Origin of the sequence: Kitasatospora sp. NPDC098652, assembly GCF_044760155.1 — a bacterium.
Classification (GTDB): domain Bacteria; phylum Actinomycetota; class Actinomycetes; order Streptomycetales; family Streptomycetaceae; genus Kitasatospora.
Genome location: NZ_JBIWAQ010000023.1, coordinates 38189 through 63133, shown reverse-complemented (window position 1 = coordinate 63133; position 24945 = coordinate 38189). Strand labels below are relative to the sequence as shown.

The following is a 24945-nucleotide window of genomic DNA, read 5'->3' as shown; positions in this document are numbered from 1 at the left end:
CGCGCGCCCCCTCCGCAGCCCCATACTTCACCTGCTCCACCACCCACACCAGCCGCTTCCCGCCCTCCGAGGAGGACCCGCTGGCCAGCGACATCCCGTCACAGCGGCCCGACGCCAGCAGCGACCCGACCCTCCTCGGCCTGCACCGCTTCAACGAAGCGGACGCCGGCGCCGCCGAGGAGGCCCTGCTGGCCTGCTGCGGCAGCCACCGCTGGGCCCTGCGGCTCACCGCCCACCGCCCCTACCCCGACATAGAGTCCCTGCTGGCCGCCGCCAGCGAGGCCTCCTACGACCTGCGCCCGGCGGACCTCGCCGAGGCCCTGGCCGACGAGAGCTGGATGCCGCAGCCGCTGCTCGGCATGCGCGCACCCGGCAGCCAGGCCGCGCACACCGCGCTGCGGGCCGCCCACGCCGCCTACGAGGCCCGGTTCGGCCACGTCTTCGTGGTCTGCCTGGACGGCGTCGACCCGGAGGAGATGCTCGACGCCGTGCTCTCCTCCATCCGCACCCGGCTGGCCAACGACCCGGACGAGGAGCGGCTGACCGCGGCGGACGAACTCCGGCGGATCGCCCTCACCAGGCTGGAGCACCTGGTCGCCACCCACTCCGAGGCCGGAGCGCGCTGAGCCCCCGCACCGCCCCGGCGCGCCACTCCGGCGCGCCGGGGCGGTGCGGCCGGACCCGATTCATCCCCACGGGTGAATCCGATCGCCGCCCGTCACCGTTGAGCCCCAGGGCAATCACCCAGTGTGACCGAAGTGGCCCCGGTTCCCGCCCCACTAGGCCAGAAGTGCCTGATTGATCACACCTGGGTACCCCGGAGGCGGTTCCCGACGCGGCGTCGATAGGATGCTGGCGGCCGGTGGACCGTACCCGGCCGGGCTGACCGACACCGAAGCCGGCCGAGCCCCCAATCGCTTCCGGAGGGTTTTTCCGTGCCGGCTGGAACGCTGTACCGCGGCCGGGAAGGCATGTGGAGCTGGGTGGCTCATCGAGTCACCGGCGTCCTCATCTTCTTCTTCCTGTTCGCCCACGTCCTGGACACCGCCCTCGTGCGAGTGTCGCCGGAGTCCTACGACACCGTCATTCAGACGTACAAGACTCCGCTCGTGAACCTGATGGAGTACGGCCTGGTGGCCGCCATCCTGTTCCACGCGCTCAACGGCCTGCGCGTCGTCGCGGTGGACTTCTGGTCCAAGGGCCCGAAGTACCAGAAGCAGATGCTGTGGACCGTCGTCGGGGTCTGGGTCGTCCTGATGGCCGGCTCCTTCTACGGCATCCTGCAGCACACGCTGATCTCCTGGTTCGGGAAGTGAGCTGACTGATGTCCACGGACTACTCCGACGCGATCGTCGTCCCCTCCAAGCAGGCGCACACCGGCAAGGGCATCGGCACCGGCAACCCCGCCGACGCCTTCGTCATCGAGCCGCCGCGCAAGCGGACCGGGAAGACCCCGCGCCGCACCCGCACCAACTTCGAGATGCTGGCCTGGCTCTTCATGCGCCTGTCCGGTGTCGTCCTGGTCGTGCTGATCCTCGGCCACCTGCTGATCATGCTGATCCTGGACGGTGGCGTCTCCAAGATCGGGTTCGCCTTCGTCGCCGGTCGCTGGGCCTCGCCGTTCTGGCAGGGCTGGGACCTCCTGATGCTCTGGCTCGCCATGCTGCACGGCGCCAACGGCATGCGTCAGGTCATCAACGACTACGCCGAGAAGGACTCGACCCGGCTCTGGCTCAAGGGGCTCATGGGTACCGCCACGGTCTTCACCGTGCTGCTCGGCACCCTGGTGATCTTCACCTTCGACCCCAACATCTGAGCCGCGAGCACCATCGACCATCGGCAGAGGCCAGAGGCGAGTTAACCCCCCATGCAGATTCACCAGTACGACACCGTCATCGTCGGCGCCGGCGGCGCCGGCATGCGCGCGGCCATCGAGTCGACGCAGCGCAGCCGCACCGCGGTCCTGACCAAGCTCTACCCGACCCGGTCCCACACCGGCGCGGCCCAGGGCGGCATGTGCGCCGCCCTGGCCAACGTCGAGGAGGACAACTGGGAGTGGCACACCTTCGACACGGTCAAGGGCGGTGACTACCTGGTCGACCAGGACGCCGCCGAGATCATGTGCAAGGAGGCCATCGACGCCGTCCTCGACCTGGAGAAGATGGGCCTGCCCTTCTCCCGCACCGAGCAGGGCCGGATCGACCAGCGCCGCTTCGGCGGCCACTCCCGCAACCACGGCGAGGCCCCGGTCCGCCGCTCGTGCTACGCGGCCGACCGCACCGGCCACATGATCCTCCAGACGCTGTTCCAGAACTGCGTCAAGCACGGCGTCGAGTTCTTCAACGAGTACTACGTCCTCGACCTGCTGCTCAACGAGGGCAAGACGGCCGGCGTCGTCGCCTACGAGCTGGCCACCGGCGAGATCCACGTCTTCCAGGCCAAGTCGGTCGTGTTCGCCTCCGGCGGCACCGGCAAGTTCTTCAAGGTCTCCTCCAACGCCCACACCCTCACCGGTGACGGCCAGGCCGTGGCCTACCGCCGCGGTCTCCCGCTGGAGGACATGGAGTTCTTCCAGTTCCACCCGACGGGCATCTGGCGGATGGGCATCCTGCTCACCGAGGGCGCCCGCGGCGAGGGCGGCATCCTGCGCAACAAGGACGGCGAGCGCTTCATGGAGCGCTACGCCCCCGTCATGAAGGACCTCGCGTCCCGTGACGTCTGCTCCCGCGCGATCTACACCGAGATCCGCGAAGGCCGCGGCTGCGGTCCGGACGGCGACCACGTCTACCTGGACCTGACCCACCTGCCGCCGGAGCAGCTGGACGCCAAGCTCCCGGACATCACCGAGTTCGCGCGCACCTACCTCGGCATCGAGCCCTACACGGACCCGATCCCGATCCAGCCCACCGCGCACTACGCCATGGGCGGCATCCCGACCAACGTCGAGGGTGAGGTCCTGCGCAACAACACCGACGTCGTCCCGGGCCTGTACGCGGCCGGCGAGGTCGCCTGCGTGTCCGTGCACGGCGCCAACCGCCTCGGCACCAACTCGCTGCTGGACATCAACGTGTTCGGCCGTCGCGCGGGCATCGCCGCCGCCGACTACGCCAACGCGAACGAGTTCGTCCCGCTCCCGGACGACCCGGAGGCGCTGGTCCAGGGCATGGTCGACCGGCTCCGCGAGTCCACCGGCACCGAGTCCGTGGCGCAGATCCGCAAGGAGCTGCAGGAGACCATGGACGCCAACGCGATGGTCTACCGCACCGGCGCCACCCTCAAGCAGGCCGTCGAGGACATCGCCGCCCTGCGGGAGCGCTACAAGCACGTCTCCATCCAGGACAAGGGCTTCCGCTACAACACGGACCTCCTGGAGGCCATCGAGCTGGGCAACCTGCTCGACCTGGCCGAGGTGCTGGCCGTCTCCGCGCTGGCCCGTGAGGAGTCCCGCGGCGGCCACTACCGCGAGGACTTCCCGACCCGTGACGACGTGAAGTTCATGCAGCACACCATGGCGTACCAGGAGGTCGCCGCCGACGGCAGCACCTCCATCCGCCTCGACTACAAGCCGGTCGTCACGACCCGCTACCAGCCGATGGAGCGTAAGTACTGATGAGCACTCCGACTGTGGAGCACTCGGCCGCTCTGGACGCGGTCGAGGCCGGTGGCGTACAGCTGATCACCGTCACCTTCCGGATCCGCCGGTTCAACCCGGAGGAGCACCCGGACCCGGTGTGGGTCGACTACCAGCTGACCATGGACCCGAAGGAGCGCGTCCTGGACGCGCTCAACAAGATCAAGTGGGAGCAGGACGGCACCCTCACCTACCGCCGTTCCTGCGCGCACGGCATCTGCGGCTCCGACGCCATGCGGATCAACGGCCGCAACCGGCTGGCGTGCAAGACCCTGATCAAGGACGTCAACCCGGAGAAGCCGATCACGATCGAGGCCATCAAGGGCCTGACGGTCCTCAAGGACCTGGTCGTGGACATGGACCCGTTCTTCCAGGCGTACAAGGACGTCATGCCGTTCCTCATCACCAAGGGGAACGACCCGACCCGCGAGCGCCTGCAGTCCGCCGAGGACCGCGAGCGCTTCGACGACACCACCAAGTGCATCCTGTGCGCCGCGTGCACGTCGTCCTGCCCGGTGTTCTGGAACGACGGCCAGTACTTCGGCCCGGCCGCCATCGTCAACGCGCACCGCTTCATCTTCGACTCGCGCGACGAGGGTGCCGAGCAGCGCCTGGAGATCCTCAACGACCGTGAGGGCGTGTGGCGTTGCCGCACCACCTTCAACTGCTCCGAGGCCTGCCCGCGCGGCATCGAGGTCACCAAGGCGATCCAGGAAGTGAAGCGGGCGCTGGTCACCCGCCGCTTCTGACCCCCGCCTGAGCAAACACGGAGGCCCCCGTCCGATCCTTCGATCGGACGGGGGCCTCCGTCGTCGTCGGGCGGCGGCAACGGGGATTTCAGTCCGTGGCCGGGGTGCGGCGGGTGGCGCGGAGGCCGCGGACGCCGATGGTGCCGACGGCGATGCCGAGGAGGAAGGAGGTGACGGCGAGGAGCAGGTGGACCCAGAAGAAGGCGGTGGGCTGGGAGTGGTCGCCGTTCACGAAGGCCTGGTTGCCGGAGTCCTTCCAGAGGTTCTTGACGAAGGTGGTCCAGATGATCATCGACCAGACGCCGAAGGCGGTCAGGAACCAGGAGGTGCGGCGGCTGAGCTTCATGGGGTGGTCCTCGGCGGGGGTGCGGTGGCTGCGGGGTGCCTCCCCAGTATGCGCGGGCCGCCGATCGGCGTAGGGCGGGCCCCTCCTGCGGAGGAGCCGTCCGGTGTGGCGGACGTCCCGGCTCCGCAGTGGGTACGGTCAGCTGGTGCCCACACCCCGTCACACCTTCGCGCAGTTGTGCGCCGCGGTCACCGCGGCCCTCCCGGTCCTGCTCGCCGCGCCCGCGGCGGTCGCGGCTCCGCAGGCGCCGCCCCCGCCGACCGCGATCGGCGGTGAGCGGCTGGGGCTGCCCGGGGTCCAGGTCGATCCGCTGGCGGGGGCGCCGGCCCTGCCGACGGACCTCACCGGTCAGTCCTGGATAGTCTCCGACGCCACGTCGGGGGACGTGCTGGCGGCCTACAACCCGCACCTCAGGCTGCCCCCGGCGAGCACCTTGAAGATCCTCTTCGCCGACACCGTGCTGCCCAAGTTCGACCGCAACGCGGTGCACCGGGTCGCCGACGAGGAGATCCAGAACATCGGCCCCGGCAGCAGCCTGGTCGGCATCAAGGAGAACCTGGACTACCGGGTCGAGGACCTGTGGCGCGGGGTGTTCCTGAGCTCGGGCAACGACGCCGTGCACGTCCTGGCGCACATGAACGGCGGCATCCAGCCGACCGTCAACGAAATGCAGGCCCGGGCCGAGGCCCTCCAGGCGCGGGACACCAAGGTGATCTCCCCGGACGGCTACGACATGGACGGCCAGCTGTCCTCGGCCTACGACCTGTCGCTGTTCGCCCGGTCCGGCCTGCGCAACCCGGACTTCCGCGGGTACTGCGCGACCCGGGACGCGATGTTCCCCGGCGCCGTCGACCGGAACACCGGCCAGCGCGGCAGCTTCGGGATCGCCAACACCGACCGGCTGCTGGGCAAGTACCCCGGGCTGATCGGGGTGAAGAACGGCACCACCACCAACGCCGGTTCGACCTTCGTCGGCGCGGCCGAGCGCAACGGGCGGACGCTGCTGGTGACGGTGATGCACCCGGCCAGCTACCAGAAGGTGTACGACGAGACGGCCGAGCTGCTGGACTGGGGCTTCGCCGCGGCGGGCAAGGTGCGGCCGGTCGGCCGGCTGGTCGACGAGCAGCAGGCCGGCGGCGAGGAGCCGACCGGTCAGGCGGGCGGCGCCGCCGGTGCCCCCGCCCCGCCGCCGCACCCCTCCCCCGCCGGGGACCGCCCCGCCGCCGGGGCGGCCGGGGACGGCGGGCTCGGCGCGGGCGGCTGGGCGGCCGTGCTGGTCGGGGCCGTGGCGGCAGCGGGCGCCGTGCTGGCCGTCCGGCGCCGGGCGGCGGGCCGCACCGGGGACTGAGCCGTGGTCCGACGCCCCGGCCCCGGCCTCAGCTGCGGGGCCGGGGCGTCGCCGTGGGCGTGGTGCCTTCCGCCTCGGCCTCGTCGGCCGCGGCCAGCAGCGCCCGGCCGTGCTCCCTGGTCCGCTCCCGGGCCGCCACCGGGTCGGCGGTGGCCGTCCAGGCCACGCAGTACATCAGCAGCCGGCTGACGAAGTTGATCCACAGCAGCAGCGCCACCGGGGTGGCGAAGGCCCCGTACAGGCTCCGCCCGGCGACCGAGCCGAGGTAGGAGGAGAGCAGCAGTTTCAGCAGTTCGAAGCCGACCGCGCCGATCAGGGCGCCGGTCAGCAGGTCGCGGCGGCGCTGGTCGGTGATCCCGGGGAAGGGCGCCAGCAGGTAGGCGAAGAGCAGCATGTCGCACGCTATGGCGATCAGGATGCCGACGCCGGTCAGCAGGTAGCCGCTGCCCAGGCCGATCGCGTCGGCGATCCGGCCGGCGAGCGTGGTGCCGGCGGCGGAGGCCCCCAGCGAGAACAGCGACACCAGGCCGAGGCCGGCCAGCACCAGGACGTCCCAGGCCTTGCGCAGCACCGGGTTGCCGTCCTCCTCGGGCAGCTGCCAGAGATCTCTGATCGAGGTGCGCATGGTGTCCACCCAGCCGAGGCCGGAGACCAGCAGCAGAGCGCCGCTGACCAGTCCGAGGGTGCCCGCGTTCGCCACCAGGGACGGCAGGTCGAGCGAGTCCGACAGGCCCGGCAGCTGGTCGGAGATGCGGTGCTGGAGGTCGTCCACCTGACTGCCGTTCAGGGTGGCGACGGCGATCGCCAGGCCGACCGTGAGCAGGGGGAACAGGGCGAGGAAGCCGAAGAAGGTGACGGCTCCGGCCAGCCGGTTGCCACGGGCGGCGGAGAAGTACTCGTACACCCGGTAGGGGCGGCTGCGCAGCACCCGGGCCACGAGCGGGCCCAGGACCGGAAGGCGGGTCAGGAAGTCCACCCGACCGGTTATACCGGCCCGTCCCCCGAACGGCCGTCAGGCGCGGGCCGGTGCAGCGGATCCGGCCAGGCCGGTGCAACGGATCCGGCCAGGACGGTGCAGCGGATCCGGGCCGGTGCCGCGGACCCCGGGCCGGTGCCGATCAGCTGTTGACGAGCCGGCGGGCCTTCGCCAGGGCGCGGACGGCCTGGTAGGCGGCGTACCGCCCGTGGCCGAGCAGTTCGGTGCGCACGCCGTCCACGCCGGGCGGCGGGCGGTAGCCGGCCGGGCGCAGCCGGGCGCAGTGCGCGGCGGCGCGGCGGAAGTACTCGCGGCGGTCGCCGGGCGGGATCCGGCCGGGCTTGGCGACCACGGTGTTGAGGTGGTTGAGCATCTTGCCGAAGACCACCGGGCGCCACCGGTCCAGGTCGGGGCGGCGGTCCAGGAAGGCGAAGACCAGGTCGTACTGGGCGAAGACGTCGAAGTGCTTGCGGCTGGCGGTGGCCAGGATGTTGCCGCCCTCCTGGCGCTGGCGGTAGTGCACGCCGACCCGGTCGAGCAGGGTGATGCCGTCGGCGGCGAGCAGCGCCGGGTACGTCCAGGGGGTGTCCTCGTAGTAGCCGGCCGGGAACTCCAGCCGCTGCTCGGTGATGAACCCGCGGCGGTAGGCCTTGTTCCAGACGACCTGGAGCAGGTCGAGCAGGTCGGGGCGGGCGGCGAGGTCGAAGACGTCCGGCGATTCGGCGCCGAAGACGTGGCCGGCGGCGGCGCGGGTGATCCGGCCGTCGGCGTAGGTGCGGGCGTAGTCGTAGACCAGGACGTCCGGGTCGCCGGTGGCGGCGAGGCGCTCCTCGACGGCGGCCAGCAGGCCGGGGGTGAGGGTGTCGTCGCTGTCGAGGAAGAGCACGTAGTCGCCGGTGGCGACCTCCAGGCCGGCGTTGCGGGCCCGGCCGAGGCCGACGTTCTCCGGCAGGTGCAGCACCCGGACCCGGGGGTCGGCGGCGGCGGCCTCGTCCAGCATCGCGCCGCAGCCGTCCGGCGAGCGGTCGTCCACCGCGATCAGTTCGAAGTCCGGTCCGCTCTGGCCGAGGACCGATTCGAGGCACTCGGCGAGGTAGTCCTGGACCTGGTACACGGGGACGATGACGCTGAAGCGGGGCACGGGGGCCAGCGTAGTGGGCCGGAGGGGGTCCGGGCCCCGGAGGTAGGATCAGTGGGCACGTACGCACCGATCCAAGTGCGGCCAGACCCCCAGCGGGCTGCCACGCTCCTCCCGAGAAAGGCCTGCGTAGCCGATGGCTCCCCGCCTCTCCATCGTCGTTCCGATCTACAACGTCGAGCGTTATCTCGTCGAATGCCTCGACTCGATCGCCGCCCAGACCTTCACGGACTTCGAGTGCGTCATGGTCGACGACGGTTCGAAGGACGGCAGTGCGGCGCTCGCCGAGGCCTACGCGGCGAAGGACTCGCGGTTCCGGCTGGTCCGGCAGGTCAACAAGGGCCTCGGCGCGGCCCGTAACACCGGCATCCGGCACATCGACCCGGACTCCGAGTTCCTGTGCTTCGTGGACAGCGACGACTCGATGCCGCCGAGCGCGTACGAGTTGATGATCAACACGCTGGACGAGACCGGCTCGGACTTCTGCACCGGCAACGTGCTGCGGTTCCGCGCGGTGGGCTACTACCAGTCCGGCGGGCACGCCAAGCCGTTCAAGGACACCCGGCTCAAGACCCACATCACCGAGCTCCCGGCGCTGGTCACCGACCGCACCGCGTGGAACAAGGTGTACCGCCGCTCCTTCTTCGACGCCGCCGGCCTGCTCTACCCCGAGGGCATCCTGTACGAGGACGCGCCGGTCAGCGTGCCGCACCACTACCTCGCCAAGAGCGTGGACGTGCTCTCCGAGCCGATCTACCACTGGCGCGAGCGCGAGGTCGGCGAGATGTCGATCACCCAGATGCGCACCAACCCGAAGGGCCTGATCGACCGGGTCGCCTCGGTCGAGCTGGTCCGCGCCTGGTTGAAGAAGCAGACCGAGCCGCGCTTCGCCGAGTACCTGCGCTCCTACGACGAGAACACCCTCGTCGAGGAGATCCCGATGTTCTTCTGGTCCGTCGTGGACGGCGACAAGGAGTACCGGGACGCCTACGTCCAGAACGTCAGCCGGCTGCTCCGCTCGATCGGCCAGGAGCAGGTCCGCAAGCTGCGCGCGCCGCTGCGGCTCAAGTACCACCTGACCCTGCAGAACCGGGTCGACGAGCTGGTCGAGCAGATCAAGTACGAGGGCGAGAGCGGCGGCGGCGTGCAGGCCCGCGGCCTGCTGCGGCCGTACGCGGACTACCCGTTCCTGCGCGGCGGGCGCAAGAGCGTCCCGGCCGGCGTGCTCAAGCTGGACAACTCGCTGGTCATGCGCAGCCGGCTGTACAGCACCGCCTGGGTGGGCGGGAAGCTGGAGCTGACCGGGCACGCCTACCCGGAGCAGCTGGGCGCGGCGAACAAGCACGACATGGTGCGCACCCTGGTGCTGCGCGAGGCCAAGGGCCGCCGGGCGATCGCGGTGCCGATGAAGACCCAGTACAGCCCCGAGGCCACCGCGAGCTGCAACCACGACCTGTACAACTGCGACTGGTCCGGCTTCACCGTCGCCCTCGACCCGAAGAAGCTCAAGCACCGCGGCCAGTGGAAGGACGGCCACTGGCGCGTCCTGGTGGCCGGCGCGGGCAAGGGCGGGGTCTACAAGGGCCGGATCTCGGCCGGCTGGAGCGACAGCGCCGCGTCGATCCCGCAGCACTGGGTCGAGCCGGACGTGCGGATCGTGCCGTGGATCCGGGACGGCTTCGTCTACCTCCAGGTGGAGACCGTCAAGGCCCGGGTGACCGGCCTGGCCGCGCACGACGGCCGGATCGAGGTCTCCGGTGCGGCCCGCTCCGGGGCGAGCTTCGCCGGTGCCCGGCTGCGGCTCACCCACCTCGAGTCGGACCGCGAGCTGACCTTCCCGGTCGAGCTGGGCACCCCGGTCGGCACCCTGCAGCCGTTCACCTCCTCGGTCGAGGTGGCCGAGCTGACCGCCGTCCGCGAGGCCTGGGCCGAGCTGGACCCGGTGGCCGACGAGCGCGTCCGCGACCGCTGGAACAGCGCGCTGCTGCTGGCCGACGGCAGCGTGCTGCCGCTGGTCTGGGACGACCGCAACGCCCCCGAGCAGCTGCACGTCCCGCTGGACCCGCAGGCGCCGGTCGAGCTGCGCCGGGCGATCTACACCAAGCCCTCCCCGAGCGGCCACTTCCAGCTCTCCGACCAGCTGCTCCAGCCGATCGTGGACGAGGTGTCGGCGCGCGGCGCCGACGGCTTCCTGCTGAGCGGCTCGTTCCCGCAGCCCGGCACGCACCGCTGGGAGCTGGTGGTCCGCCACCACTGGCGCGAGGAGGAGCACGTCTACCCGGTGGAGATCTCGGACGGCCGGTTCCGCACCGCGCTGCCCGCCGTGCCGACCGCCACCTTCGCCGGCCGGGTGCCGCTCGCCCAGGGCACCTGGAACGTCTTCTTCCGTCCGGTCGGCGTGCCGGCCTCGGCCCTGCCGGACAGCCACGCGCAGATCTCCCCGGACTGCTTCGGCACCCTGCCGGTGGAGGTGGAGTCCCGCGGCAAGCGGATCGCGCTGGAGCGCCGCTACCACGACGGCCTGTCGCTGGAGTCGTACTCGGCGCTGCTGCCCGAGGAGCGCTCCGGCTTCCGCCAGCGCCGGCTGCGCACCACCGACTACCCGGCCGCCCGCCGCCTGCCGGTGCGCGACACCGTGCTCTACAACGCCGGGCACGGCAGCGCCTACGCCGACTCCCCGCGGGCGATCCACGAGGAGCTGGTCCGCCGCGGCCTGCCGCTGGAGCACCTCTGGGGCAGCGACGACATGCAGACCGAGCTGCCGCGCACCGCGCAGGCGATCCGGCTGTGGAGCCCGGAGTGGTTCGAGGCGCTGGCGACCGCCAAGTACATCGTCACCAGCACCCACCTGCCCGACTTCTTCGTCCGCCGCCCCGGCCAGGTGGTCGTGCAGACCCGGATGGGCAGCCCGCTCAAGCAGGTCGGCTTCGACTTCGAGAAGGTCTGGTTCACCGACTCGAACTACCTCAAGGGCCTGAGCCGCGAGGTGCCGAACTGGAGCCTGCTGGTGGCCGGCAACAGCTGGTCCGCCCCGGTGCTGCGGCGCGCCTTCGACTACCAGGGCGAGATCCTGGAGAGCGGGGCGCCCCGGAACGACCTGCTGTTCGCGGCCGACCGGGAGAAGACCGCCGAGCAGGTCCGCGAGCGGCTCGGCCTGCCCGAGGGCAAGAAGGTCGTGCTGTACGCGCCGACCTGGCGCGAGGACCGGCGCCGGCCGAACGGCGGCTACCAGATCGACCTGCGGATCGACCTGGAGGCGGCCAAGGCCGCGCTGGGCGACGACCAGGTGCTGCTGGTGCGCCGGCACAACATGATGTGCGGCCAGATCCCGGGCGCCGGCAACGGCTACATCTGGGACGTCGGCAGCTACCCCGACATGGCGGAGCTGCTACTGATCGCCGACGTCCTGGTCACCGACTACTCGTCGAGCATCTTCGACTTCGCCACCACCGGGAAGCCGATGCTGTTCTTCACCCACGACCTGGAGCACTACCGCGACAACCTGCGCGGTTTCAGCCTGAACTTCGAGGCCGAGGCCCCGGGCCCGCTGCTGGCCACCTCCGAGGCGCTGGTCGACGCGCTCGGCCGGGTGGACGCGGTGGCGGCCGAGTACGCGGACAAGGCGGCCGCGTTCCGCGAGGCGTACTGCGACCTGGACGACGGCAAGGCCTCCGGCCGGGTGGTCGACGCGATGCTCCGCAAGGAGTAGCCGCCAAGGACGGCATCGGGGCGCCCGGCGTGATCCACGCCGGGCGCCCCGGCACTATCTGGGAATTCCCTGAGAACTACCTGTCCTTTACGCCCAATTTGCACTCGAACTGACGTTTAGTCGACGAATTTCAAAGGAAATTCTACGAAACGTACAGTTGACCCGAGGTGCCTTCCCGGGGTGGGATATCAAATCGGCCCCGGTCCGGCCGACACCGGCACGGCGGCCCTCCCGGCCACCGCCATGTCCGGGATCCCGTTCCGAAGGGCCCCCCGCACCATGTCTTCGCTCGCCCGGTTCGTACTTCCGCACGCCGCCCCCCGGGTGGCCGACGGCCGGCCCGCCGTCGACGAGGACGTGGCGTTCGGGCTGCTGCGCGCCCGCTGGCACGGCCGCGGACTGGAGCTCACCGGCTTCGCCCGCCCGCTGGACCTGGACACCGGCCGCCCCGGCTCCGCCTGGACCTGGCTGACCCTGCGCCACGAGGACCCGGCCGAACCACCACTCCACCTGCGCTCCAGACCCCGAAGGCTGCCCGAGGTCACCGACGACAGCGCCCAGCCGGAGCACAACCACGACTGGTCCGGCTTCACCGTCCTGCTGGAACCCTCCCGACTGCGCCGGGACGACCGCTGGCTGCTCGGCGACTGGCAGATCGAGACCACCCTCTTCACCCGCCCCCGCCCCACCCGGCTGCGCCGCCAGTACGGCGCCCTCGCCCCCCACTGGTGCGGCTCCGGCGAGTACCCGCCGGCCCGCTGGGTGGACCGCGACGTACGCCTCCAGCCGTACTTCGAGGACGACCGGCTGCGGCTGCGGCTGGAACGCCCCGGCGTCCGGCTCGACCGCGCCGAACCCGCCGCCGACGGCATCCGGCTGGGCGGCGTCGCCGACCACTGCCCGGCCGGCACCGTGCTGCGGCTGCGGCACCGGCAGAGCGACGCGGTGATCGAGCGGCCGCTCACCCGCACCGGCAACACCTTCGCCGTCGAACTGCCGTACCGGCCGCTCACCGCCGACGGACGCGGCCGCGAGGACCTGGAGCACTGGGACGCCGAGCTGCTGCACCCCGACGGCGGCACCGAACAGCTCTGCCTGGACGAACGCGGCGGCCCGGTGGCCGGCCAGTACCCGCTGCCGGACGCCCCGGACCGGGTGCTCTACCTCAAGCACCTCGCCGACGGCCGGCTCCAGGTCTGCGTCCAGCCCGCCGCCGGGATGGTCGACCGGATCGCGGTCCACTTCGGCGGCTTCGAACTGTCCGGCCACTGCCCGGACCCGGCCGCCGGCCGGCTGGAGCTGGTCCTGCGGCACGGCGGGACCGCGGGCGAGGTCCGCACCCCCGTCGAGCCCGAGCCGGACGGCCGCTTCCGGGTCCGGGTGCCCGCCACCCGCACCGGCTCCGACGGCGCCGTGCTGCCGCTGCGCAAGGGCATCTGGGAGGCCGTCCTGGAGCCGGCCGACCGCTCCGGCCCGGCCCGGCCGCTGCTCGCCGCCCCCACCGTGCTGCCCGCCCTGCCCGCCACCGCGACCACCGGCGGCAAGGACGTCCTGCTCCAGCGCCGCTGGCACGACACCCTGCTGGTGGACTCCACCCCGGTGCTCGACGCCACCGAGCGCAGCGCCTGGACCCAGGCCCGGCTGCGCACCGAGCACTACCCCGCGGCCCGCCGCGAACCGCTGCGCGAGGCGGTGCTGTACGACGTGTTCGGCGGCCGCGGCTACGCCGACTCCCCGCGCGCGGTGCACGCCGAACTCGCCCGCCGCGGTGAGCCGTTGGAGCACCTGTGGGTGGTCGACGACGGCCAGGCCGAACTGCCGCCCGGGGTCGTCCCGATCCGCATCTGGAGCCCCCAGTGGTACCGGGCGCTGGCCACCTGCCGGTACCTGGTCGGCAACACCCACTTCCCGGACTTCCTGGAGCGCCGCGAGGGCCAGGTCGTGGTGCAGACCTGGCACGGCTCGCTGCTCAAGCGGATCGCCCACGACGTCGACAACCCCTGGCTCGCCGACCACGGCTACCTGGAGGCGCTCGACCGGGAGACCCCGCAGTGGAGCCTGCTGCTCTCCCCCAGCCCCTTCGCCACCCCGATCCTGCGGCGCGCCTTCCAGTACGACGGCGAGATGCTGGAGTCCGGCTACCCGCGCGGCGACGTGCTGGCCCGGCCCGACCCGAGGGTCGCCGCGGCCGTCCGCCGCCGGCTCGGCATCCCCGAGGGCAAGCGGGTCGTGCTGTACGCGCCGACCTGGCGCGAGGACCAGCAGCGCGGCGACGGCGATGGCTTCCGGCTCGACCTGCGGCTCGACCTCGACCACGCCCGCCGGCTGCTCGGCGAGGACCACGTGCTGCTGGTCCGCCCGCACGCGCACGTGCGTGACCCGCTGCCCGGCGCCGGGGACGGCTTCCTGTTCGACTGCGGGGACTTCCCCGACCCGCAGGAACTGCTGCTGATCGCGGACGTGCTGGTCACCGACTACTCGTCGATCATGTTCGACTTCGCGATCACCGGCCGCCCGGTCTACTTCTTCACCTACGACCTGGAGCACTACCGCGACACCCTGCGCGGCTTCTACTTCGACTTCGAGGCGGACGCGCCCGGCCCGCTGGTGCCGGACTCCGCCGAACTGCTCGGCGCGCTGCGCGAACTCGCCGACAGCGGCGAGCGGTCGGCGCCCGGCTACGCGGAGCGCTACCGGCGCTTCCGGGCCACGCACTGCGCCCTGGACGACGGCGGCGCTGCCCGCCGGGTGGTCGACCGGATGCTCGAACTCGGCCGAGCGGCGCGGTAGTTCAGCGGTAGTTCAGCGGTGGTTCAGCGATGGTTCAGGAGCTGTGCCGATCTACAGGAAGTGGTAGTCCCGCCAGGGCCGCCAGACCTCGTCCGCGTCGAACCGGGAGAGCGAGAAGCCCGGCACCGGGAAGGACGCCCGGAACCCGCGCGCCTGCTCGTACGCCCGGTCCAGCGCGTCCTCCGGCAGGCCGTGGGCCACCGTCACGTGCGGGTGGTACGGGAAGGCCAGTTCGCGGGCCAGCGGGCCGGACCGGACGTCCGCCTCCAGCAGCCGGCACTCGTGCGCGCCCTCCTCGACCCGGACGAACACCACCGGGGAGACCGGCCGGAAGGTACCCGCGCCGCCCAGCAGCATCCGGAACGGCCGGTGCGCCGCGGCCACCGCCGACAGGTGCTCCTCGATCTTCGGCAGCAGCTCGGCCGGCACCTCGGTGGGCGGCAGCAGGGTGACGTGGGTCGGTATCGAGCGGGCCTGCGGGTCGCCGAGCCCGGCCCTGGCGTCCTGGATCCGCGCGCCGTGCGGGTCCGGCACGCTCACGGACACGCCGATGGTGACGACCTCCGGGAGGTCGCCACCATCGGGCATGCGCGAGAGCGGAGTCACCGCTTGGCGGCCGGGAGGAAGCCGATCCGGTCGTACACGGTCGCCAGCGTCTCGGAGGCCACCGCGCGGGCCTTCTCGGCGCCGATCGCCAGCACCCGGTCCAGCTCGGCCGGGTCGTCCAGGAAGGTGGCGGTGCGCTCCTGGAAGGGGGTGACCCACTCGGTGAACAGCTCGGCCAGCTCGGTCTTGAGGGCGCCGTACATCTTGCCCTCGAAGTGCGCGACCAGCTGCTCGACCGACTGGCCGCTGAGCGCGGAGTGGATCCGCAGCAGGTTGGAGACGCCCGGCTTCTGCTCCTCGTCGTAGGAGACCACGGTGCCGGTGTCGGTGACGGCGCTCTTGAACTTCTTGGCGCTGACCTTCGCCTCGTCCAGCAGGCTGACCAGGCCCTTGGCCGAGGAGGCCGACTTGCTCATCTTGATGCCCGGGTCCTGGAGGTCCATGATCTTCGCCGTCTCCTTGAGGATGTACGGCTTCGGGATCGTGAACGTGGGGGCGTAGCGCGAGTTGAACCGCTCCGCGATGTCGCGGGTGATCTCCACGTGCTGGCGCTGGTCCTCGCCGACCGGGACGGCGTCCGCCTGGTAGAGCAGGATGTCCGCGATCTGCAGGATCGGGTAGGTGAACAGGCCGACGGTGGTGCTGTCGGCGCCGTACCGGGAGGACTTGTCCTTGAACTGGGTCATCCGGGAGGCCTCGCCGAAGCCGGTGAGGCAGTTCATCACCCAGCCGAGCTGCGCGTGCTCGGGCACGTGCGACTGGACGAAGAGGGTGCAGTGCTCCGGGTCCAGGCCCGCACCGAGCAGCTGGGCGGCGGACACCCGGGTGTTCTGGCGCAAGGTCACCGGGTCCTGCGGCACGGTGATCGCGTGCAGGTCGACGACCATGTAGAAGGCGTCGTTCTCCTTCTGCAGGTCGACCCACTGGCGCACGGCGCCCAGGTAGTTGCCGAGGTGGAACGAGCCGGAGGTGGGCTGGATCCCGGAGAGCACCCGGGGGCGATCCTTGACCGGACCGGTGACCGCTGCGTTGACCATGCGGGCCATTCTTCCAGTTCTCCCGGTCGCTCAGGAAACCTCCGGCCCCGCGGGCTCCTCCGGTGTGACCGCACTCACCCTCACCCGGGCGATCCGCCGGCCCTCCACCTTGGCCACCGTCAGCAGCACCGCGCCGCCGCCCTCGACCGGGATCCGGGCCTGGTCGCCGTCCCGGGGCAGTCGGCCGAGCGAGGCCACCAGGCAGCCGGCCACCGTCTCGTACGGGCCCTCGGGCAGGGTGACGCCGGTCTCCTCGGTGAAGTCGCCGAGGTTGAGCAGCCCGTCCAGCTCCGTGCCGCCGCCGGCCAGCCGGCGGGTGGGCGCGGACTCCGGCCGGTCGTACTCGTCCCGGATCTCGCCGATCACCTCCTCGACCAGGTCCTCCAGGGTGACGATGCCGGCGGTGCCGCCGTACTCGTCCACCACGATCGCCAGGTGGTGGCCCTCCCGGCGCATCTCGCCCATCGCCTCCAGCACCCGCTTGGTGCCGGGCAGCAGCTTGACCGGGCGGGCCAGGTCGCGGACCTTGACGGCCTGCTCGCCGCGGGCGCCGTAGAGGTCCCGGACGTGCACGAAGCCGACCACCGCGTCGGCGCTGCCCTCGACCACCGGGTAGCGCGAGTGCGGCGAGGTCTCGGCCTGGTGCCGTACGGCGGCCAGCGGGCGCTCCGCGTCCAGGAAGGTCACCTCGGTGCGCGGGACCATCACCTCGCGCAGCTGGCGCTCCCCCGCGGCGAACACGTCCGCGATCAACGCCCTTTCGTCGCTGCCCAGTTCGGTGTTGGAGGCGACCAGGCCGCGCAGCTCCTCGGAGCTCATCGAGCCGCGCCCGGCCGCCGGATCACCGCCGAACAGCCGGACCATCAGGTTGGTGGAGTGGCCGAGCAGCCAGATCACCGGGCGCAGCGCCACCGACATCACGTCCACCACGGGGGCGGCGATCACCGCGATGGACTCGGCGCGCTGTAGGCCGATCCGCTTGGGGGTGAGCTCACCGAGCACCAGCGAGACGTAGCTGATCAGCAGGGTCAGGCCGACCAGGGCGAGGGCGTCCGCCACCCCCTGGGACAGCCCGGCCCGGACGAAGAGCGGGGCGACCTTGCCGGCCAGGGTGTCGGCGCCGAACGCGGCGGACAGGAAGCCCATGCAGGTCACGCCGACCTGGACGGCCGCCAGGAAGCGGTTGGGGTCGGCGGCCAGGTGCGCGGCCCGGGCCGAGCGCCGGGTGCCGTGCGCCTCCAGCGTCCGGATCTGGCCCTCGCGCAGCGAGATCAGCGAGATCTCCGCGACGTTGAACAGGCCGCCCAGCAGGATGAAGACGAGGACGAGCGCGGCGTCCCCGAGGGTTTCGTTCACAGCGGGCCAGTGTAGGGCGGCCGGTGCCCGGCGGCGGGCCCCTGTGGCCGGACACGGCGGCGGCCCGCCGCCCCGGGTGGGGCGGCGGGCCGTCGGAAGGGCCGTGCGGCGGGGCTCAGATGAGGCCCAGCTCCTGGACCGCGTCGCGCTCCTCGGTCAGCTCCTTGACCGAGGCGTCGATGCGGGCGCGGGAGAAGTCGGAGATCTCCAGGCCCTGGACGATCTCGAACTTGCCGTCCTTGGTGGTGACCGGGAAGGAGGAGATCAGGCCGGCCGGGACGCCGTAGGAGCCGTCGGAGACGACGCCCATGGAGGTCCAGTCGCCCTCGGCGGTGCCGTTGACCCAGGTGTACACGTGGTCGATGGCGGCGTTGGCGGCCGAGGCGGCCGAGGAGGCGCCGCGGGCGTCGATGATGGCCGCGCCGCGCTTGGCGACGGTCGGGATGAAGTCGTTCTCCAGCCAGGCCTGGTCGCTGCCGACGGCCTCGAAGGCCGGCTTGCCGGCGACCTCGGCCTGGAAGATGTCCGGGTACTGGGTCGCGGAGTGGTTGCCCCAGATGGTGACGCGCTTGATGTCGGAGACCAGGGCGCCGGTCTTGGCGGACAGCTGGCCGACCGCGCGGTTGTGGTCCAGGCGGGTCATCGCGGTGAAGCGCTCGGCCGGGACGTCCGGGGCGTTGCGCTGGGCGATCAGGGCGTTGGTGTTGGCCGGGTTGCCGACGACCAGGACCTTGATGTCGTCCGCGGCGTGGGCGTTGATGGCCTTGCCCTGCGGGCCGAAGATGCCGCCGTTGGCCTGCAGCAGGTCGCCGCGCTCCATGCCGGCGGTGCGCGGACGGGCGCCGACCAGCAGCGCGACGTTGGCGCCGTCGAAGGCCTCGTTCGGCTGGTCGGTGATGGTGATGTCGCGCAGCAGCGGGAAGGCGCAGTCGACGAGCTCCATGGCGGTGCCCTCGGCGGCCTTGAGGCCCTGCGGGATCTCCAGGAGGCGCAGGTTCACCGGCACGTCGGCACCGAGCAGGTGGCCCGAGGCGATGCGGAAGAGCAGCGCGTAGCCGATCTGGCCGGCTGCTCCGGTGATGGTGACGTTGACGGGGGTGCGGGTCATTTCTACCTTCTCCAGCAAATCGCCAGGTGCCCCAGGCACACCGGCGCACTGGAGCCGAGGATGGTCTCTCGACATCGAGAGACCGGCGTCAGGTTATCGCAAAGGGAAGCGTACGCCGCGTGTGCGGGCGTGGCTGATGCGTCACAGCGGACGCCGCCCGGCGGGCCCGGGACGCACCGCGCCCGGCGGGCCCGGAACGCGCCGCGGCCCCGCCCGGGAATCCGGACGGGGCGGCGGCAGGAGGCGGCGGGAGGCGGGCTCAGTGCTTGGGCCGGCCGATCAGCTGCCCGATGTTGTCCAGCAGCGGGATTTCCAGCCACGGGTTCGGCTGCGCGACCAGGGTCAGCAGCACGATCGAGGCGCCCAGGAAGGCCAGCACGATGACATCGGTGAAGCGGCTGCGCACCGCCAGCATCCCGACCTCGGGCAGCACCAGCCGCAGCACCGCGCCGAGCAGCACGCCGGTGCCGAGGATCAGCAGCCCGTACTTGAAGCCGTCCTTGAAGTCGGCGAACCAGGTGACCGCGAGGCCGGCGCCGACCACCGACAGGACCAGCGTTATCGGCCACTGCCGGACCGGCAGGGCGTGGTCGCGCCCGAGGGCCGGGGCCGCCCCCTCGGGCGGCAGGGTGCCGGTGGTCTTGACCGGCCGTTGCCGGGACCGCGCCGGACGCGGTTCAGTCATGCTCGCCGTCCCTCGGGGGTCAGACGCCGGCGCGGCGCTCGGCCGCCTCGACGATGTTGTTGAGCAGCATCGCGCGGGTCATCGGGCCCACGCCGCCGGGGTTCGGGGAGATCCAGCCGGCCACCTCGGCCACCCCCGGGTGCACGTCGCCGACGATCTTGCCCTCGCTGCGGCTGACGCCGACGTCCAGCACCGCGGCGCCCGCCTTGACGTCCTCCGGCTTGACCAGGTGCGGCACGCCCGCGGCGGCCACGATGATGTCGGCCTTGCGCAGGTGCGCGCCGAGGTCCCGGGTGCCGGTGTGGCACAGGGTCACGGTGGCGTTCTCGCTGCGGCGGGTCAGCAGCAGGCCGATCGAGCGGCCGACGGTGATGCCGCGACCGACCACGACCACCTCGGCGCCGTCGATCTCGACCTGGTGCCGGCGCAGCAGCTCGACGATGCCCAGCGGGGTGCACGGCAGCGGGCCCTCGATGCCCAGGGCCAGCCGGCCGAGCGAGGTCGGGTGCAGGCCGTCGGCGTCCTTGTCCGGGTCCATCAGCTCCAGGACCGGGTTCTGGTCCAGGCCCTTGGGCAGCGGCAGCTGGACGATGTAGCCGGTGCAGGTCGGGTCGGCGTTGAGCTCGCGGACGACGTCCTCGACGTCCTGCTGGGTGGCGGTGGCGGGCAGCTCGCGCTGGATCGAGGCGATGCCGACCTCGGCGCAGTCCTTGTGCTTGCCGTTGACGTACCAGCGGCTGCCCGGGTCGTCGCCGACCAGGACGGTGCCGAGGCCGGGCGTGACGCCCTTCGCCTTGAGGGCCGCCACGCGGGCGGCGAGTTCGGACTTGATCGCGGCGGCGGTGGCCTTGCCATCGAGAATCTGGGCAGTCATGACCCCATTCTCCCGGATCGCGGCCGCCGCCCGTACCGCGGCCGCCCCGGCGACCGGACGGGCACGGATGGTCCGCACCACGTTGCGGTTGCGCCACAGTCTCCGCACCACGCCCACAACCGGCTGGACAGCGCGCTGCCGTCCGGTTGACGATATGCGGGCATCCCCTGCCGCGACCCGGCCCGGTGACGGGCCGACCGGTCCCGCAGCAGGGCGTACCCGGGGGAAAGAGCCAGTGATCCGACCACAGCACACCGCGCAGCCCGACCGCCACGGCGCCCTCACCGCACCGTGCCCGTCCCCGCGTTCGATCACTCGCCCGTCACAGCACTGAGCCGGCCGCGCCCGTCACCGCCGCCGGGCTGTCACCGCGCTCCGATACCGTCCCGTTCCGTCGGCGACCCGACTCGCCGGCCGCAACCGGGTCCTCCGCCGTCCCGTCCCCGCGTTCCAGCAACTGCCCGGAGGCATCCATGAGTTACCCGCCCGACCCGAACAACCCGTACGGCCAGCAGCCGCCCGCGCCGGGCTACGGCTACCCGCAGCAGGCCCCGCCGCAGCCCGCGCCGGGCTACGGCTACCCGCCGCCGGCCGCCCCCGGCTACGGCTACGCGCCGGCCGTGCCGCAGTCCATGCCGGGCCTGGTGACGACCGCCCGGGTGCTGCTGTTCATCGTGGGCGGTGTGCAGGCGATCCTCGCGCTGGTCTACCTGCTCATCGGCGCCGCCGCCAAGGACGTCACCAACACGGCCAAGGCGACCACCAGCGACAACCCGTTCACCGCGATGGGCGACGCCGCCGCCGGCATCCTGATCGTCGTCGCGGTCGTGTTCGCGCTGTTCGCCGCGCTCTCGATCACGCTGGGCGCCAAGTTCGGCAAGGGCGGCAACAACGTCCGGATCACCACCATCGTGTACGGCTCGCTCGGCAGCCTGATGGGCCTGCTGATCCTGGCGGGCGCCGTCACCGCCGGCACCGCCATCGGCTATGTGTTCGCCGGTCTGTGGCTGGCCATCAGCATCATCTGGATCACCGCCATGTGCACCCAGGAGGGCTCCGGCTGGTTCAACCGGCCGCGCTACTGAGCACCCGGCAGGACCACGACGAAGCGGCCCGGCCCCCTCCTGCGAGGGGGCCGGGCCGCTTCGTGCCACTCAGTGGAAGAAGTGGCGGGCGCCGGTGAAGTACATCGTCACGCCGGCCTTCTCGGCCGCCTCGATGACCTGCTCGTCACGGATCGAACCGCCCGGCTGGACGATCGCCTTCACGCCGGCGGCGATCAGGATCTCCGGGCCGTCCGGGAACGGGAAGAAGGCGTCCGAGGCGGCGTACGAGCCCTTGGCCCGCTCGCCGGCCCGCTCGACCGCGAGCTTGCAGGAGTCGACCCGGTTGACCTGGCCCATGCCGACGCCGACCGAGGCGCCGTCCTTGGCCAGCAGGATCGCGTTGGACTTGACGGCTCGGCAGGCCCGCCAGGCGAAGGCCAGCTCGGCCAGCTCGGCCGCGGACAGCGCCTCGCCGGTGGCCAGCGTCCAGTTCGCCGGGTCGTCGCCCTCGGCCTGCACCCGGTCGGCGTCCTGGAGCAGCACGCCGCCGGAGATCGGGCGGACCTCCTGGCGGTTGGCCGGGGCCTCGGGGGCGACCAGCACCCGCAGGTTCTTCTTCCGGGCCAGCACCTCGACCGCGCCGTCCTCGTAGCCGGGGGCCACCACGACCTCGGTGAAGATCGGGGCGATCTGCTCGGCCAGCTCGACGGTGACCGGTCGGTTGACCGCGATCACGCCGCCGTACGCGGAGACCGGGTCGCACTCGTGCGCCTTGCGGTGCGCCTCGACGACGTCGGCGCCGGTCGCGATGCCGCACGGGTTGGCGTGCTTGATGATCGCGACGGCCGGCTCGGCGTGGTCGTACGCGGCGCGGCGGGCGGCGTCGGTGTCGACGTAGTTGTTGTACGACATCTCCTTGCCGTGCAGCTGCTGGGCGCCGGCCAGGCCGCCAGTGCCGTCGCTGTACAGCGCGGCGCCCTGGTGCGGGTTCTCGCCGTAGCGCAGCACGTTCTGCCGCTCCCAGGTGGCGCCCAGGAACTCGGGGAACCGCGCGTCGCTGGGGGCGTAGCCGGCCTCGAACCAGGAGGCGACGGCCACGTCGTAGGCGGCGGTGTGGGCGAACGCGGCACCGGCCAGGCGCTTGCGGGTGGCCAGGTCGAAGCCGCCCTCGCGGACGGCGGTCAGCACGTCGGCGTAGCGGGCCGGGTCGACCACGACGGCCACCGACGGGTGGTTCTTGGCGGCGGCGCGCACCATGCTCGGGCCGCCGATGTCGATCTGCTCGACGCACTCGTCCGGGGTGGCGCCCGAGGCGACGGTGGCCTTGAACGGGTAGAGGTTCACCACGACCAGGTCGAAGGGCTCGACACCGAGCTCGGCCAGCTGCGCGCGGTGCGACTCCAGGCGCAGGTCGGCGAGCACGCCGGCGTGCACGCGGGGGTGCAGCGTCTTCACGCGCCCGTCCAGGCACTCCGGGAAGCCGGTCAGCTCGGAGACCTCGGTCACCGGGACGCCGGCGGCGGCGATCCGGCCGGCGGTGGAGCCGGTGGAGACGATGGCGACCCCGGCGGCGTGCAGGCCCTGGGCCAGCTCCTCCAGACCGGTCTTGTCGTACACGCTGATCAGCGCACGACGGATCGGACGGATGTTCTCCGAAACGGGGGGCGTGGTGGAGCTGGCGCTCATGCTCCCACCTCGCTGCGCTCGGCGGGCGCTGCGCGCCAGGCACCTTCCTCGATGACTCGTTCGCTGCGCTCACTCATGTGCCGGAATCCATACCTTTCGGTCCTCGATGCGGTGACCTTCGCGGGCCAGCCGGCCCACGACGTCGACGAGCAGCTTGCGCTCGACAGTCTTGATGCGCTCGTGCAGCGCGTCGCCGCCATCGGCGTGGTCGGCGTCGAGCACCTCGACGACGCCCTGCGCGATGATCGGCCCGGTGTCCACTCCGGCGTCGACCAGGTGGACGGTGCAGCCGGTGACCCTCACCCCGTACGCGAGCGCGTCGGTGACGCCGTGGGCACCGGGGAAGGACGGCAGCAGTGCGGGGTGGGTGTTGACGATCCGTCCCGCGAAGGCCGCGATGAACTCGGGGCCGAGGATCTTCATGAAGCCGGCCGTGACCACCAGGTCGGGCTGGTGGGCGGCGACGGAGGCGGTCAGCGCGCGGTCCCAGTCGGCCCGGTCCGCGAAGTCCTTCACCCGGTGGACGAAGGTCGGCAGCCCCGCCCGCTCGGCGCGCTCCAGGCCCGCGATCCCGTCCCGGTCCGCGCCCACGGCCACGATCACGGCGCCGTACGCCGGGTCGGCGGCGGCGTCGATCAGGGCCTGGAGGTTGGTGCCGGAGCCGGAGACCAGCACCACCAGGCGGGCCGGTCCGGGCGTACGGGGCGGGAAGAGCTGGGCGGGGGCGGCGGCCACTGCGCGATTCTCCGTAGGTCGGGCGCCGCCCGCTGGTACGTCCACCGGCGGTGGGGCCACTACGAACGGCAGGTCGAGCGAGGGGGGACACCAGGAGAACCCGCCGCGACGCGGGACCCGGGGAACCCGTGGGAGCTGCTGACCGTCACCACGATAACGGCTGGTCGGAGGGCCCCTGCACCCTCCCTCCGGCGCTACGCGCGTAGTTGAGACGGGGATCTCCTCGGGCCCTCCGCACCGGAGTTGCGGGCGACCGGCCCCGCTACGGGCAGGCCCCCGACGGGCCCTCGAACGCTTGCGGGATCATTGGGGCGGAGGAGACCGCCCCCGCGCGCGACCCTCCGCACGAGCCCCGACCGAGAAGGAACGGCTGAACCCATGAGCAGCGGCGACGACACCGACGAGCGCAACCCCTTCGCGCCGCCGCCCGCGGACGCCCCGGACCAGCCGTGGCGGCCGCGCAGCCCCTGGCCCGGCCAGGGGCCGGAAGGCGACGGCGGCCGGCCCGGCGGCCAGCCCGGCGGAGGCCCCGGCGGAGGTCCCGGCGGCGACCGCCCGCCGCACCCGCAGCAGTGGGGGCCGGGCCCCGGCGAGGGCGGGCCCGGCCGTCGCCCCCAGGGTCCGCAGCCGCCCCGGCTCGACCTGACGAACCCGGCCCACCGCAAGGCGCGCAACGCCGCGCTGGCCGGACCGTTCGCCCTGGTCTGCCTGTTCACCGGCTTCCACTGGATCGCCCTGCTGGTCGGCGTGCTCGGGATCGTCTGGGGCATCGGCGCGCTCCGGGCCGGGCGGGCCGGGTCCACCCCGGCTCCCGCGGCGGCACCGGCCGGGGCGTACGGCCAGGGCGGGGCGTACGGCCAGGGCGGCCCGTACGGCCAGACCGGCCCCGTCGGTGCCCCGGCGCCGAACCCGCTCACCCCGGCCGCGCTCGCCGGGATCCTCACCGGCGCGATGACCGTCGTGGTCGCCACCTCGGTCATCGGGCTCAGCATCCACTACCGGGACTACGTGACCTGCGTGCGGGACTCCCTCACCAACGTCGGCGCCGAGAACTGCGACCGGTACGCACCGCAGTGGTACGTGGACTTCAGCGGGAACGCCGAGTAGCGGGAACGCCCGGTAACG

General features: G+C 72.3%; 21 protein-coding genes. 10 read left to right on the top strand and 11 right to left on the bottom strand.

The features are described from left to right. Positions 1–80: 80 nt before the first annotated feature. The 5 genes from ACIQWA_RS34305 (at position 81) to ACIQWA_RS34285 (ending at position 4380) form a co-directional block, all read left to right on the top strand. Positions 81–626: a 2-oxo-4-hydroxy-4-carboxy-5-ureidoimidazoline decarboxylase gene (locus ACIQWA_RS34305; protein WP_402489392.1), complete on the top strand. Its 546-nt coding sequence runs from the start codon at positions 81–83 to the stop codon at positions 624–626. A gap of 309 nt (positions 627–935) precedes the next feature. Next, positions 936–1316, top strand: coding sequence for a succinate dehydrogenase, cytochrome b556 subunit (gene sdhC, locus ACIQWA_RS34300; protein ID WP_033332398.1), 381 nt, complete (start codon positions 936–938; stop codon positions 1314–1316). A gap of 8 nt (positions 1317–1324) precedes the next feature. Beyond that, positions 1325–1816: a succinate dehydrogenase, hydrophobic membrane anchor protein gene (gene sdhD / locus ACIQWA_RS34295; protein ID WP_360238085.1), complete on the top strand. Its 492-nt coding sequence runs from the start codon at positions 1325–1327 to the stop codon at positions 1814–1816. 51 nt (positions 1817–1867) lie between these two features. After that, complete coding sequence (gene sdhA / locus ACIQWA_RS34290) at positions 1868–3610, top strand: succinate dehydrogenase flavoprotein subunit (RefSeq protein ID WP_360238087.1); 1743 nt, start codon at positions 1868–1870, stop codon at positions 3608–3610. Continuing rightward, on the top strand, positions 3610–4380 hold the full coding sequence (locus ACIQWA_RS34285) for a succinate dehydrogenase iron-sulfur subunit (RefSeq protein WP_360238089.1): 771 nt from the start codon (positions 3610–3612) through the stop codon (positions 4378–4380). Before sdhA ends, ACIQWA_RS34285 begins: the two co-directional genes overlap by 1 nt. Positions 4381–4468: 88 nt before the next feature. Here ACIQWA_RS34285 and ACIQWA_RS34280 read toward each other — a convergent pair whose 3' ends face one another. Further along, the gene (locus ACIQWA_RS34280) at positions 4469–4726 is read right to left on the bottom strand and encodes an SCO4848 family membrane protein (RefSeq protein WP_360238091.1); all 258 of its coding nucleotides are present in this window, start codon (positions 4724–4726) and stop codon (positions 4469–4471) included. Between the two features lie 145 nt (positions 4727–4871). Between ACIQWA_RS34280 and ACIQWA_RS34275 the strand changes: the two genes are divergently transcribed. After that, positions 4872–6074 carry a D-alanyl-D-alanine carboxypeptidase family protein gene (locus ACIQWA_RS34275; RefSeq protein ID WP_402489310.1) on the top strand — a complete coding sequence of 401 codons (1203 nt, stop codon included), beginning with the start codon at positions 4872–4874 and terminating at the stop codon, positions 6072–6074. A 28-nt stretch (positions 6075–6102) separates the two neighbouring features. Here the strand turns inward: ACIQWA_RS34275 and ACIQWA_RS34270 are convergent, their stop codons facing one another. Both ACIQWA_RS34270 and ACIQWA_RS34265 read right to left on the bottom strand, forming a co-directional pair. Next, complete coding sequence (locus tag ACIQWA_RS34270) at positions 6103–7050, bottom strand: YihY/virulence factor BrkB family protein (RefSeq protein WP_402489307.1); 948 nt, start codon at positions 7048–7050, stop codon at positions 6103–6105. A gap of 142 nt (positions 7051–7192) precedes the next feature. After that, positions 7193–8191, bottom strand: coding sequence for a glycosyltransferase family 2 protein (locus ACIQWA_RS34265; RefSeq protein ID WP_402489305.1), 999 nt, complete (start codon positions 8189–8191; stop codon positions 7193–7195). Between the two features lie 133 nt (positions 8192–8324). Between ACIQWA_RS34265 and ACIQWA_RS34260 the strand changes: the two genes are divergently transcribed. Beyond that, positions 8325–11897: a CDP-glycerol glycerophosphotransferase family protein gene (locus ACIQWA_RS34260; protein WP_360238097.1), complete on the top strand. Its 3573-nt coding sequence runs from the start codon at positions 8325–8327 to the stop codon at positions 11895–11897. A 279-nt stretch (positions 11898–12176) separates the two neighbouring features. Then, positions 12177–14687 (top strand): CDP-glycerol glycerophosphotransferase family protein, encoded by a 2511-nt coding sequence (locus tag ACIQWA_RS34255; RefSeq protein WP_402489302.1) that lies wholly within the window; start codon positions 12177–12179, stop codon positions 14685–14687. A gap of 51 nt (positions 14688–14738) precedes the next feature. On the opposite strand, the gene ACIQWA_RS34250 is transcribed toward ACIQWA_RS34255, so the two are convergent. From ACIQWA_RS34250 to ACIQWA_RS34225, 6 genes are all read right to left on the bottom strand, one after another. Further along, complete coding sequence (locus tag ACIQWA_RS34250) at positions 14739–15275, bottom strand: 2'-5' RNA ligase family protein (RefSeq protein ID WP_402489300.1); 537 nt, start codon at positions 15273–15275, stop codon at positions 14739–14741. 14 nt (positions 15276–15289) lie between these two features. Beyond that, positions 15290–16330 (bottom strand): tryptophan--tRNA ligase, encoded by a 1041-nt coding sequence (gene trpS, locus ACIQWA_RS34245; protein WP_360238103.1) that lies wholly within the window; start codon positions 16328–16330, stop codon positions 15290–15292. 30 nt (positions 16331–16360) lie between these two features. Then, on the bottom strand, positions 16361–17686 hold the full coding sequence (locus ACIQWA_RS34240; protein WP_360238105.1) for a hemolysin family protein: 1326 nt from the start codon (positions 17684–17686) through the stop codon (positions 16361–16363). Positions 17687–17801: 115 nt separating this feature from the next. After that, entirely contained in the window at positions 17802–18794 is a 993-nt protein-coding gene (locus ACIQWA_RS34235) for a malate dehydrogenase (protein ID WP_360238107.1), read from the bottom strand. Positions 18795–19053: 259 nt separating this feature from the next. Continuing rightward, positions 19054–19479 (bottom strand): DUF3017 domain-containing protein, encoded by a 426-nt coding sequence (locus ACIQWA_RS34230; protein WP_350503505.1) that lies wholly within the window; start codon positions 19477–19479, stop codon positions 19054–19056. A 19-nt stretch (positions 19480–19498) separates the two neighbouring features. Then, the gene (locus ACIQWA_RS34225) at positions 19499–20353 is read right to left on the bottom strand and encodes a bifunctional methylenetetrahydrofolate dehydrogenase/methenyltetrahydrofolate cyclohydrolase (RefSeq protein ID WP_360238109.1); all 855 of its coding nucleotides are present in this window, start codon (positions 20351–20353) and stop codon (positions 19499–19501) included. A gap of 473 nt (positions 20354–20826) precedes the next feature. Here ACIQWA_RS34225 and ACIQWA_RS34220 point away from each other — a divergent pair, with 473 nt between their 5' ends. After that, positions 20827–21438: a hypothetical protein gene (locus ACIQWA_RS34220; protein WP_360238111.1), complete on the top strand. Its 612-nt coding sequence runs from the start codon at positions 20827–20829 to the stop codon at positions 21436–21438. Positions 21439–21507: 69 nt separating this feature from the next. Here the strand turns inward: ACIQWA_RS34220 and purH are convergent, their stop codons facing one another. Further along, a complete protein-coding gene (gene purH / locus ACIQWA_RS34215; RefSeq protein WP_360238113.1) occupies positions 21508–23085 on the bottom strand; it encodes a bifunctional phosphoribosylaminoimidazolecarboxamide formyltransferase/IMP cyclohydrolase in 1578 nt (525 codons plus the stop codon). A gap of 69 nt (positions 23086–23154) precedes the next feature. Beyond that, positions 23155–23820 carry a phosphoribosylglycinamide formyltransferase gene (gene purN, locus ACIQWA_RS34210; RefSeq protein WP_402489294.1) on the bottom strand — a complete coding sequence of 222 codons (666 nt, stop codon included), beginning with the start codon at positions 23818–23820 and terminating at the stop codon, positions 23155–23157. A 378-nt stretch (positions 23821–24198) separates the two neighbouring features. Here purN and ACIQWA_RS34205 point away from each other — a divergent pair, with 378 nt between their 5' ends. Further along, complete coding sequence (locus ACIQWA_RS34205) at positions 24199–24927, top strand: hypothetical protein (protein ID WP_402489291.1); 729 nt, start codon at positions 24199–24201, stop codon at positions 24925–24927. The last annotated feature ends 18 nt before the right edge of the window (positions 24928–24945 follow it).